Origin of the sequence: Herbaspirillum rhizosphaerae (assembly GCF_046025915.1) — a bacterium.
Classification (GTDB): Bacteria; Pseudomonadota; Gammaproteobacteria; order Burkholderiales; family Burkholderiaceae_D; genus Herbaspirillum; species Herbaspirillum rhizosphaerae_A.
The window spans coordinates 140,949-153,297 of record NZ_JAQQFR010000014.1 but is presented as its reverse complement, the minus strand read 5'-3'; the positions used below and the strand labels follow the sequence as shown (position 1 = coordinate 153,297).

Here is a 12,349-nt window from a genome sequence, read left to right as displayed (position 1 = left end):
GCCAAAACAAAAACGGCGCTTCAATCGAAGCGCCGTTTTTGTTTTTCTATTTTTCTGTTTGTCCGAATGCTGCCGCAGACGAATTACATATTCGAATAATTCGGCCCGCCGCCGCCTTCGGGTGTTACCCACACGATGTTCTGTGTCGGATCCTTGATATCGCAGGTCTTGCAGTGCACGCAGTTCTGCGCATTGATCTGCAGGCGATCCGTATTGTCGTCATTCTTCACAAACTCATACACGCCGGCAGGGCAGTAGCGCGCTTCGGGCCCCGCATACTTCGCCAGATTGATACCAACCGGCACGGAAGCATCTTTCAGCGTCAGGTGAATCGGCTGATCTTCCGCGTGATTCGTATTGGAAATGAACACTGACGACAAACGATCAAAGGTCAGCTTGCCATCCGGCTTCGGATACGCAATCGGCGAGAAGTCTGCCGCCGGCTTCAGGCATTCATGATCCGCATGCGAGTGATGCAGCGTCCACGGCGCCTTGCCGCCGAACAGCACCTGATCGATGCCGACCAGCAGCGTGCCGGTGTACAGGCCTTTGCTCATCGACGGCTTGAAGTTACGCGCCTTGTACAGCTCTTCATGCAGCCAGGACTTCTCAAACGCGGCGCTGTAGGCCGTCAGTTCGTCGTACTGGCGAGCATTGCCCAAGGCCTCAAACACCGCCTCAGCTGCCAGCATGCCGGTCTTGATGGCGGCATGGCTGCCTTTGATGCGCGACGCGTTCAGGAAGCCTGCATCGCAGCCGATCAGTGCACCTCCCGGGAAGGTCAGCTTCGGCAGCGATTGCAAACCGCCGGCCGTGATCGCGCGTGCGCCATAAGCCAGACGTTTGCCGCCTTCAAAGAACTTGCGGATTTCAGGATGCGTTTTATAGCGCTGGAATTCTTCGTACGGCGACAGGTAAGGATTCTCGTATGCGAGGCCAACCACGTAACCCACGGCGACCTGATTGTTTTCCAGGTGATACAGGAAAGAGCCACCGTAAGTACCACTATCCAGCGGCCAGCCGGCGGTGTGCACCACCAGGCCCGGCTTGTGCATCTTCGGATCGATTTCCCAGATTTCCTTGATGCCGATAGCGTAGGTCTGGGGATCCTTGCCGGCGTCGAGCTTGTACTTGGCGATCAGTTGCTTGCCCAGATGGCCACGCGCGCCTTCGGCGAAGAAGGTGTACTTCGCATGCAGTTCCATGCCCAGCTGAAAAGCGCCGGTCGGTTCTCCGTGGCGATCCACACCCATGTTGCCGGTCGCGACGCCCTTGACGGAGCCGTCGTCGTTGTACAGGATTTCTGCAGCTGCAAAGCCGGGGAAGACTTCCACACCCAGCGCCTCAGCCTGCTGGCCTAGCCAGCGCACGACATTGGCCAGCGAGATGACGTAGTTGCCGTGATTCTGGAAACAAGCTGGCAGCATCCACGACGGCGTCTTGTATGCTTTGCTGGCGGAGAGAAAAAGGAAACGGTCTTCGGTGACTTCAGTATTCAATGGCGCACCGAGTTCTTTCCAGTTGGGAAACAATTCGGTGATCGCCTGCGGATCCATGACCGCACCCGACAAGATGTGAGCGCCGACTTCGCTGCCTTTTTCCAGCACGCAGACCGAGACTTCCTTGCCGGCTTCGGCGGCCAGTTGCTTGATGCGGATGGCCGAGGACAGACCTGCAGGGCCGCCGCCGACAACGACAACGTCGTATTCCATCGCTTCGCGCGGACCATACTGCGCAAGCAAGTCTTGAGTTTGAGTCATGGAGTGTCCCGTAATGTTTTGGTTGGAATATTTGCGAACGATCGTGCTATTGTTCAGTATTTTGCGAGAGAATGCTAGTCTGATCCGCAAAAAATGTTCACGATGCCCAAGCTTGTCGACATTTTATTTGATTTTTGCCAATTCCCTTGTTCTTGTGTGGAAATGCGCGTTATGCGTTCGATGCGGTCGAGGCAGCCGAAATTGCCTGATGAAATAAATTCAACAATCGCATGAGCAAGATCGACCAAGATTAATGCTTACGAAGAAAGGCTGCACCCGATGTCCGACAAAATCCTGATTCACACTTCCACCATGAAGATCCGCTGGGGCGATATGGACGCCTTCGGCCACGTCAATAACACTGTCTATTTCCGCTATATGGAGCAGACCCGTATCGAATGGCTGGAAACAGCTGTTGGCGGTATGGTCGAAGACGGTTTGGGCCCGGTGATCGTCAATGCTCAGTGCACTTTCCGTCGCCAGCTCAAATATCCGGCCGACATCGAGATTCGCATGTACGCCCTGCAACCAGGCCGCTCGAGTGTGGAAACTACCTATGAGATCCGGCGTGTAGATGAACCTGAAATCATCTATGCTGAGGGCGGAGCCAAGATCGTGTGGGTTAATTTCAAAGAAGAAAAATCGGTTCCACTGCCTGACAGCATTCGACAGATCCTGACGGATTTGTAAGTTTCGAGAAAGGTAGATGGGACAGAATCAGCGACGATAACGGTGCCGCAGAACAACGCAGAACAACTGACGGCCCGGCAAGAATTGAGTTAGACCACATCAAGATGGCCAACCAAGATAATTACACCAGGAGGAAGACAAATGTCATACAAGACCCAAGCTTTGGTTGCAGCAGCACTGCTGAGCCTTTCCCTTTCCAGTCAAGCAGCTGATCCTATCAAGATCGGCGTGTCGGGCCCGTTCACTGGCGGTTCCGCTCCGATGGGCGCTTCCATGCGCGACGGCGTCAAGCTGGCTGTGGCCGACATCAATGCCGCAGGCGGCGTGTTGGGACGTCAGTTGCAATTGGTTGAGCGCGACGACGAAGCCAAGAACGAACGCGGCGTGCAGGTCGCGCAAGAACTGATCAACAAAGAAAAAGTCGTCGCCACCGTCGGTTTCATCAACACCGGTGTTGCACTGGCGTCGCAGCGTTTCTATCAGGAAGCAAAGATTCCTGTGATCAACAACGTTGCTACCGGTAGCGTCATCACCAAGCAATTCGAAAAAGATCCGGCCAACTACGTCTTCCGTACCTCGGCAGCAGACGGCATTCAGGCCAAGATGATTGCCGACGAAGCCGTCGACAAGCAAAAATTCACCAAGGTCGCGATCCTGGCAGACTCCACCAACTACGGCCAACTCGGTCGTGAAGATCTGGAAAAAGTCCTGGCTGCCAAGAAGATCACTCCGGTCGCCATCGAGAAGTACAACATCAAAGACGTCGACATGACTGCGCAATTGCTGAAGTCCAAGCAAGGTGGCGCACAAGTCGTGCTGACCTACGGCATCGGTCCTGAGCTGGCACAGATCGCCAACGGCATGGAAAAGCTGAACTGGCACGTGCCTATTATCGGCAGCTGGCCGCTGTCGATGGGTAACTTCATCGACAACTCCGGCAAGAACGGCAACGGCGCCCGCATGCCGCAAACCTTCATCCAGGACGGCAATACGCCTAAGCGCAAAGCCTTCATCGAAGCCTACCAAAAAGCCTACAAGGTTGACCGTATCCCTTCGGCCGTGTCTGCCGCTCAAGGCTACGACTCGATCTACCTGCTGGCGGCCGCCATCAAGCAAGCCGGCACCACTGACGGCGAGAAGGTGCGCGCTGCGCTGGAAAACCTGAACACCAAGGTTGAAGGCGTTGTGACGACCTATGACAAGCCGTTCTCGCACACCGACCATGAAGCGATCAAGCCAAACAACGTCGTCATGGGCGAAGTGAAAAACGGCCGCGTCGTTCTCGGCAAATAAAATCTGACGACGGCGTAATTTGTCGTTAAAGCATAAAGGCCAGTCCTTGCGATCCGGGGACTGGCCTTTTTCGCAGAGTATGTTGACGATTTTTTAACTTGTATCGGAAGTGATGAAGTCGCAGCGACGCAGGCGCATCAGGCGGGCAGCATGCCGTAGTCTGACGTCGGCGAGGTGGGGCAAGGGTAGGGCGCAAGCCCGGCCATTCGACCACATGCGATCTTCCATCTCTCATACCTGAAAAAAATCCCGGCACACTCAACCCGCCAGTCAATGGCAAGCCGATTCTTGGGTAGAAATAATGGATATTCTGTTACAGCTGGTTTTCAGCGGCATCGCGCTAGGCATGATCTACGCGGTGATCGCCTTCGGTTATCAACTCACTTTCGCCACCTCCGGCACCCTGAACTTCGGACAGGGCGAAGCGTTGATGTTGGGTGCTCTTGTCGGCCTCTCTGTGGTCGGCAACATACATGGCGGCCCTTATCTCAACTACTGGCTCATGATTCCCATCGTGCTGGTCTTCGGCGCGCTGCAAGGCATGTTCGTCGAATGGATCGGCGTGCGTCCTGCGATCAAGATCAAGTCCGAATTCGGCTGGATCATGTCGACGATCGCGCTTGCCATCATCTTCAAGAACGTCGCCGAAAACATCTGGGGAAAAGACGATCTTCCGTTCCCCAGCCCATTGTCAGGCGCACCGTTCCAGATCTTTGGCGCCAATGTGCAGCCGATGCAAGTGCTGGTCGTCGTCGGCGCGCTTGCCATGATGCTCGCCGTTGAGATCTTCAACCGCAAATCGATTTACGGCAAAGCCGTCGTCGCCACATCGAACGACCGTGATGCTGCCGGCCTGATGGGCATCAACACCAGCATGGTGATCACGTTCTCCTACGCACTGTCCTCGGCAACGGCAGCCTTCGCCGGCGTGCTGGTCGCGCCGTTGACGCTTACCGGCGCCACCATGGGTGCAGCGCTCGGTTTGAAAGCATTCGCCGTGGCAATCATCGGCGGCCTGACCTCCGGCATGGGGGCGATTGTCGGAGGCCTCATTCTCGGCATCGCTGAAACTGTCACCGGTTTCTACATCTCCACCGGCTACAAGGAAGTCCCTGGACTGTTGCTGCTGTTGCTGGTGCTCGCAGTCAAACCTGCTGGCCTGTTCGGCAAAACTGCGATCAAAAAGGTCTGATGAACATGAACAAAAAAATCCTCTTCTTCTCGCTGCTCGGCATCATCGCGCTGGCGCTGCTGCCGCAAGTAGTACGCAATCCTTACTACCTGCATCTGGCAGAAACCATTCTGATCTACGCCATCTTGTTGTTTGGTCTGGATATCGTGGTCGGCTACACAGGCCAGGTCTCCTTGGGACATGCGGGCTTATTCGGCATCGGTTCTTATACCGCCGGCGTGTTGTATTTCAAACTCGGCTTGCCGTTTCTACTGGTGCTGCCCGGCAGTATCGCCGTCACCGCGCTATTCGGCGCTATCCTGGCGCTGCCGGCCTTGCGCGTAACCGGCCCTTACCTGGCGATGGTTACGCTGGCCTTCGGTACCATCATCCAGATCCTCATTAATGAAATGACCTTCCTCACCGAAGGCCCGATGGGGATCAAGCTTTCGAAGCCGATGCTCAGTGGCGTCAAGATGACAGAAGTCGAATTCTTCTATGTTGTCGCCTTCCTGATGGTGGTGTCGCTGATTGTGGTCCATCGCATCCTGCGCTCCAACCTCGGCCGCGCTTTCCAGGCCTTGCGCGACAGCCCGATCGCCTCCGATTGCATGGGCGTCTCGGTATATCGCTACAAGGTTTACGCCTTCATCATCAGCGCGGCGCTGGCTGGTTTGTCCGGCTGCCTGTATGCGTATTCGGAAGAGTACATCTCGCCCAATACCTACAACTTCGAGCTGACCATCCTGTTCCTGCTGGCAGTGATCATGGGCGGTCGCAAATCACGCATCGGTTCGCTCATCGGCGCGCTGATCGTTGTCATGCTGCCGAGCCTGTTGTCCGACATTGAACTGTTCCGTCAGATCGCCACCGTCGCCGCCGTGATCGTCGTGGTCGGCGGTATCGCCTCGGTAGTCAAGAAGACCAAGACGCCGCGCGAAATCGCCGTGCCGGTGGTTGCAACGGTACTGATGGCAGCGTTCTCTTACAAGCTGGAAAACATCACCGACTGGCGTCTCACCATCTTTGGCCTGATGACATTGTTCGTCGTCTACTACCTGCAAGACGGTATTGTCGGTTTCTGCCGCAGCCTGTTCGGCCGCGTGCTCAGCAAGCGTGTCCCGCTGGCGCAGCAAATCGACGGCAACGTATTACAAGCGACCGAAGCCGTCATCACCACAGCAGCCGTCAAGGAAGACGGCGCGACCCTCTTGAAGGTCAACCAGGTGCTGATGCAATTCGGTGGCCTCAAAGCGCTCAACAAGGTCGACCTCGACATCCGTAAAGGCACCGTGCATGGCTTGATCGGTCCGAACGGTTCCGGCAAGAGCACCATGATGAACGTGCTCACCGGCATCTACCGTCCGACCGATGGTTCGGTGGAATACGACGGCCGCGTGATCACCGGCCAGACGCCATCGCTGATCGCGCTGGGCGGCGTGGCGCGCACCTTCCAGAACGTTCAACTGTTCGGCGAAATGAGCGCCACAGAAAACGTCCTCGTCGGTCTGCACCACACCTTCAACAGCAACGTCGCCGACGTCATGGTGAACTCGCCGCGCTACAAGCGCGAAGAGAAGGCCGCACGCGAACGCGCCGCCGCGATTCTGGAGTTCGTCGGCCTCGCCGATCTCGCCAACGAAGAAGCGCGCAACCTGCCTTACGGCAAACAGCGCCTGCTCGAAATCGGTCGCGCCTTGGGCCTGAATCCAAGCCTGCTGCTGCTTGACGAACCGGCCGCCGGCCTCACCGCGCCCGACATCAAGGAACTGGTCGCCATCATCCGCAAGATCCGCGATGTCGGCATCACCATCATCCTCATCGAGCACCACATGGACGTCGTCATGTCTATCTGCGACACCGTCACCGTGCTCGACTTCGGCCAGAAGATCGCCGAAGGCAAGCCCGCCGAAGTGCAGGCCGACCCCAAGGTGATCGAAGCCTATCTCGGCGGCAGCGCCGGCGACTCCACACCAACCACCGCGGGAGCTTGAGATGTTGACGATTTCGAATTTGCAAGCCGCTTACGGCAAGGTTGAAGTGCTGCACGGTATTTCCATGGATGTGCCGAAAGGCAAAGTGGTCACCCTGATCGGCTCCAATGGCGCCGGCAAAACCACCACCATGCGCGCCATCTCCGGCATGATCAAACCGAAGGGCGGCACCGTCACCCTCGGCGGCAAAGATGTCACCGGCCAGGACTCGCACAAGATCGCACGCGCCGGTCTCGCCCATTCACCCGAAGGCCGCCGCGTCTTCGCCACCATGAGCGTCACCGACAACCTGCTGCTGGGCGCATTCCCGCGCTTCACACGCGCACGTCCCAAGGGCGACATCGCCCACGATCTGGAACGCGCGCTGGAGCTCTTCCCGCGCCTCAAAGAACGCCAGACGCAACTGGCCGGCACCTTGTCCGGCGGCGAACAGCAAATGCTCGCCATGGCCCGCGCCGTCATGTTGAACCCGGAAGTCATCCTCCTCGACGAACCGTCGATGGGCCTGGCACCCATCCTGGTCGACGAAGTGTTCCGCATCATCTTGCGCTTGAAAGAGCAGGGCATCACGATGCTGCTGGTGGAGCAGTTCGCCGCGGCAGCACTGAACGTCGCCGACTACGGCTATGTACTGGAAAATGGAAAAATCTCCGTACACGGCCCGGCCGACAAACTGCAGAACGACCCGGCCGTCCAGGCTGCCTATCTCGGCGGTGGCGCGCATCATTAATCAAAAACATGCCAAGCCGACAACCGGATACTCAGGCGTACAGCTTGCTGTGCGCCGGGTATATTAAGGAGGAGTCATACCTCTGAGACCTGACTAGGGTGCGCTGCGGCGCACCTTTTCTTTTTTTGGCTAGTCTGTCTTAGGGGGCATTGTTTTTTTAGACTCAAGCGGGGTTAGTTCGGGGTCGAGGACTCCCTCGTTGTATTCAAAGATGTAGTCTCTATCTGTTGTTGTTTTTGGTCGGGCGGGTTCTAACATTGGAGCATTTTTAAAATACATTCCATATTTAAGCATTCTTCCGACTCCGTCGAGTCCTGGAAATAGTGTGGCAGCAGTAAGCCCCATGTATCCGAGTTCTTCCAGGGCCTCGCCCATGCAAGTAATTGGAATATCCGCAGCGTGTAGTATTTTGAGGTCTTGTTTTTGTTCCATCGTCAATAAAAATTGCTCTAAATTTCCAATATTTGTTACTAAGAATCTACCTTGCTGAGCGTACAGTCTCGGATTGAAACGAGGTGTGATTGCGAGTGGGGAAATGTAGGGACGAAAATAGGGCAGAATTACTTCCGAAGACGACGCAACGTCGATGTAGTCCCGCGTTAAAGCGTAAACGCGGACATGTGTTGAATCAGGACGCGTGGAGCGGGACTCGAATGCATCAGTAAAAGCAAAAAATGATGCGATGTAGGGAGAGCTTGACCAGTCTAGTAATGGTGTCGGTAGGCCATGGTGTTGTGCTAATCCTATTAGTGTCGCGAAATCTTCTGAATCATTTAGATTAAATCTCATGCTCATTACTGCTTCAGCATGCGTTTTAAAATCAAGAAAGATCTCATCGCAATATCTGTCAAGTCGATATCGTCCGGCTCGATGAAGTGTTGTTTGCAATTTAAAGTCGTTGCTGCCGTGGCCTCTAAATTGCACCGCATTATTTTTTTCTCTAGCTTCGGTTGCCCATCGTTTAAATTCATTCCAGTCATTGCATGATTCTGCGACAAGCTTAATGTTGTCATCAGTAACTGAAGATAGTTTTATATTGCCTTGACCGCCATTAAGGTCTTTCCATTCACCTTGCAGGCTGTTCTCGTCTTCGCGCAATACAATTGAAATGCCCGCTGCATACTGAAGTTCTTCCGGCTCAATATGTCGCGGAGAAAAAACCAAGCCGTTGCTAGGGTTAACATGGAAGAGGCGAAGAGGAGACAACTTATGCACACTCTTCTGTATTTCTTCTCGGTTGAATAGAATTGCTTTTGCCTTGGACGCGTCATTATTTCTGTTCCAACAAAGCATTACTTCGTCGCGTCGATCAGCATCAATATTGAGTACTAATTGTGCGGGACCATTGGGCGTTTCAATTGATCCGAATTGTTGTTGTTCCATTTTTTTCTCTTTTCATTTGGAATCAATTTTTTTCACCAAAAATTGCGGACGGTCTTCGATGACGACGACTGCGTTGCCTGATCGTTCTCTACAATTATTAGTCTTAGAGTCGCAATTGTCCTGTCGATAAAATCTTTGCCTTGTTTGGCTAGCATTTCTGCTCCTTGAACTATCTCATCGGACTTTGTTTCAATTTCTAGTTCTGCTCGAATAGTTAATAGAACTTCCGTTGTTTCTCTAGAAATTTGGAACAGTTGCTGGCTTACTGCCGCCATTCGCTCAATCATTTCTTCTACATGTTCTTTTGTTAATTTTGCTTTGACGTCGGGAGCTTTTTCCGTTTCGCTTGAAAGTTTTAGATGAGCTACCTTTTGACTGTCAAACATGATTGTCATTAAGGCTTCTATTCCTTGCATGCAGTACGTCTGTACCACTCGAATAGCTTGTGGACTTCCATATAGTTGTATCCCCGCGCTTGCAGTTGTGAACTGTGTAGTTATCGTCAGTAGATCTTCTGCTGTCACAGAACCATTAGTCGAGCGCCCGATTAGCTCGTTAATTTTTGCAATGAGAAAAAACGCCTTTTCAAAAGCAATTCTTTTTTGCTCGTACTGGACAAGCTTCATATCGTCAGCGAGAGCCATCGTCGTTACCTCTTTGTCTATTGGAGTGATTGTTTACGGAAGATGTTGATGCGCATGACAAGGGGAAGATTTTGTTCAAGCTTACTATGAAATAGTCGCTCCATAGATTGCATGAAGATAGAAGGGGCAAGCCGGGGGGCAATGAGATTTGGATGAGCCGAATATCTGTAGTGATGAAAATTAATATTTTTGCCAAACGGCGGATGCCGTCTGGCTTAACCCAGAGGGAGGTATCGCAAGCTTTAGTTTTTTATTGCTGCTTGTTTTAGATAACGTCGGCGCCAAGGCTTCAACACCAACAACGCCAACACCGCAGCAAGAATATCCAGCGTAATCGCCGTGCCAAACACCGGATGCCAGCTGCCGGTCTTTTCGTGCATCAGCGCAGCCAACGGTCCGCCGAGGATCGATCCTATCCCTTGCGAGATATACAGCCAGCCGTAGTTGGCTGTTGCATTGCGCGTACCGAAGGTGTCGGTCAGTGTCGATGGGAACAGTGAAAAGATCTCGCCCCAGCCGAAGAACACCACGCCCGACAACAACACAAACAACACCGCGTTTTCACGCGTCATGAGCCATAGCGCCATGGCGATGCCTTCGAGGGCGAAGGCGAAGAACATGGTGTTTTCACGGCCGAAGTGATCCGATACCCAGCCGAAGAAAGGACGCGTCAGGCCATTGGTCAGGCGGTCGATGGTCAGCGCCAGCGGCAGGGCGGCGAGGCCGAACACCATCACGTTGGCGACACCGAAGTCGCGCGCGAAGCTGGCCATTTGTGAGGTCACCATCAGGCCCGAGGTGGACATCATGGTCATCATGCAGAACATCAGCCAGAACAGCGGTGTACGCAGCATCTGACGCGGTGTCAGGTCGTTGCCGGTGGATTGCGCGACGCGTGTTGCCGGCAGCGCTGTCATCGGGTCAGGCGAGCGCAGTGCTTGCGAGGCGATCACGCCGATCACGGCGAAGATGATGCCGAACTGCCACAGCGTGCTTTCCAGGCCTTGGCCGGCGAGTGCGGACGAGATCGGGAAGGTGGTCAGGATGGCGCCCATGCCATAACCGGCGGCGACCATGCCGACCGCAAAGCCGCGGCGATCAGGGAACCAGCGCACCATCTGGCCGACCACGCCGACATACACGATGCCGGTGCCGAGTCCGCCAACCAGGCCGTAGCTCAGGTACAGCATGCCGATGCTGGAAGCTTGCGACGCCAGCACCCAGCTCAGGCCGGACATGAGCGTGCCGATGGAGATCAGGCGACGCGCACCGAAGCGTTCGATCAGGCCGCCCTGAAACGGCGAGAAGAAGGTCTGCAGCACGATCAGCATCGAGAAGGTGATTTGCAGCTCGGACAAGGGCACCCCCAGTTTGGCCGAGAGCGGTTTGGTGAATAGCGTCCACACGTATTGCGGGCTGGAAATTGCCATCATGCAGATCAGGCTGATCAGCAGCTGGAACCAGCGGTTCTGGAGCAGGCCCTGCGCGCTGGCAGGGGCGGATGTTTCAGTCAAAGTGGTCATGCGTTTTCTCCTGATGTTAGAGGGGTGGAGCACGTTGCCGATGGGTTGTTAATTTATGTATGCATAAATTCGCAGCAAACGAATGCAGGATTCGTGCCATTGGATGGGCATCGCACCAGTGGGACGCAAGAGCAACACAAGAGCAACGCAAGAGCGCTACGCACGCCGGAGAGAGCCGGCAATGTCAGGAGGGAAGCGGGAGGTGGTCGGTCGGAAGTGCACACTGGGCGCGGCTGTCAGCGCCCGGTAAGCTGCACTAAATGCGTGCTTCAGCCGAAGCGTTTGCGCCGTGCGGGTGCCGGCGAGGGATGTTGAGCCATCTCAGTGCGGACATGTTCAAGCCGGTCGATGGTGATCTGTTCGACGACGGCGTGGCTGTCTTTGATGTGACGCTCGACCAGTGCGCCGGCTTGGGTGGTGTCACCCTCGGCGATGGCATCGAGGATGGCGACGTGTTCGTTGTAGGTGTCGGCGATGCAGTCACCGTAGGCAAAGTCCAGACGCCGCATGATACGGATGTGCTCTGTGACTTGCCGGTAGACGGCATCGGTTTCCGGGTTGCCTGCCGCGGCGACCAGCATCAGGTGAAATTGCTCGTCCAGTGCAGCGACGGCGAGGCCGTCTTTTGAGCGCTTTCTGGCCGTCACGCGCCAGATGGCGCCGGCTTCGGCCAGCAGTGTGTCGCGGGCGGACGCAGGCCTGCCCGGGTCGCACAGACGGCGCACCGCGTGCAGCTCAATCATTTCGCGCAGGTCGTAGAGGGCGGCAAAGCGGGAGAAGTCGATCGGCACCACTTCCCAGCCATTGCGGAAATAGCCGCGCACCAGACCTTCGCTTTGCAGCCGCATCAGCGCTTCACGCACCGGCGTGCGGGAGACTTGGAGGCGCTCGGCGACGTCGTTCTCGGCAAAGCGGTCGCCGGGCAGCAGACGGAAGGCGAAGATGTCGTCGCGCAGCTTTTCATAAACGGTTTCGGCAAGCCGCAATGCAGGGCGTCGGCTTGCTTCGTCGGCGGGTTGCAGCAATGGTTTCGTTGTCATGCGGTGGCGGTGGCTTCGGCGGTGACGTGGCCGGTTGCAGAGTTCGATTACCGGCAATGGTAGCGCATGGTTTCCGGATCTGCTGCACAAATTCGGTTTCTGCTGCGCAGGGATCGCCATG

10 protein-coding genes are annotated in these 12,349 nt (G+C 55.4%); 5 read left to right on the top strand and 5 right to left on the bottom strand.

Going from position 1 to position 12,349, the window contains the following annotated elements:
* Positions 1–83 precede the first annotated feature (83 nt).
* Complete coding sequence (locus tag PQR63_RS20065; RefSeq protein ID WP_408169715.1) at positions 84–1,760, bottom strand: electron transfer flavoprotein-ubiquinone oxidoreductase; 1,677 nt, start codon at positions 1,758–1,760, stop codon at positions 84–86.
* A gap of 279 nt (positions 1,761–2,039) precedes the next feature.
* Here PQR63_RS20065 and PQR63_RS20060 point away from each other — a divergent pair, with 279 nt between their 5' ends.
* The 5 genes from PQR63_RS20060 (at position 2,040) to PQR63_RS20040 (ending at position 7,638) form a co-directional block, all read left to right on the top strand.
* On the top strand, positions 2,040–2,450 hold the full coding sequence (locus tag PQR63_RS20060) for an acyl-CoA thioesterase (protein WP_094564212.1): 411 nt from the start codon (positions 2,040–2,042) through the stop codon (positions 2,448–2,450).
* A gap of 141 nt (positions 2,451–2,591) precedes the next feature.
* On the top strand, positions 2,592–3,743 hold the full coding sequence (locus PQR63_RS20055) for an ABC transporter substrate-binding protein (RefSeq protein WP_094564211.1): 1,152 nt from the start codon (positions 2,592–2,594) through the stop codon (positions 3,741–3,743).
* Between the two features lie 301 nt (positions 3,744–4,044).
* Positions 4,045–4,935, top strand: coding sequence for a branched-chain amino acid ABC transporter permease (locus tag PQR63_RS20050; protein WP_094564210.1), 891 nt, complete (start codon positions 4,045–4,047; stop codon positions 4,933–4,935).
* Positions 4,936–4,940: 5 nt separating this feature from the next.
* Entirely contained in the window at positions 4,941–6,908 is a 1,968-nt protein-coding gene (locus PQR63_RS20045) for a branched-chain amino acid ABC transporter ATP-binding protein/permease (protein ID WP_408169714.1), read from the top strand.
* A 1-nt stretch (position 6,909) separates the two neighbouring features.
* Positions 6,910–7,638, top strand: coding sequence for an ABC transporter ATP-binding protein (locus tag PQR63_RS20040; protein ID WP_408169713.1), 729 nt, complete (start codon positions 6,910–6,912; stop codon positions 7,636–7,638).
* A 129-nt stretch (positions 7,639–7,767) separates the two neighbouring features.
* Here the strand turns inward: PQR63_RS20040 and PQR63_RS20035 are convergent, their stop codons facing one another.
* The 4 genes from PQR63_RS20035 to PQR63_RS20020 all read right to left on the bottom strand — a co-directional run bounded on the left by PQR63_RS20035 (position 7,768) and on the right by PQR63_RS20020 (position 12,228).
* Complete coding sequence (locus PQR63_RS20035; RefSeq protein ID WP_408169712.1) at positions 7,768–9,021, bottom strand: FRG domain-containing protein; 1,254 nt, start codon at positions 9,019–9,021, stop codon at positions 7,768–7,770.
* A 32-nt stretch (positions 9,022–9,053) separates the two neighbouring features.
* On the bottom strand, positions 9,054–9,665 hold the full coding sequence (locus PQR63_RS20030) for a hypothetical protein (protein ID WP_408169711.1): 612 nt from the start codon (positions 9,663–9,665) through the stop codon (positions 9,054–9,056).
* A gap of 242 nt (positions 9,666–9,907) precedes the next feature.
* Complete coding sequence (gene oxlT, locus PQR63_RS20025) at positions 9,908–11,188, bottom strand: oxalate/formate MFS antiporter (protein ID WP_408169710.1); 1,281 nt, start codon at positions 11,186–11,188, stop codon at positions 9,908–9,910.
* 269 nt (positions 11,189–11,457) lie between these two features.
* On the bottom strand, positions 11,458–12,228 hold the full coding sequence (locus tag PQR63_RS20020) for a GntR family transcriptional regulator (RefSeq protein ID WP_408169709.1): 771 nt from the start codon (positions 12,226–12,228) through the stop codon (positions 11,458–11,460).
* Between the last annotated feature and the right edge of the window lie 121 nt (positions 12,229–12,349).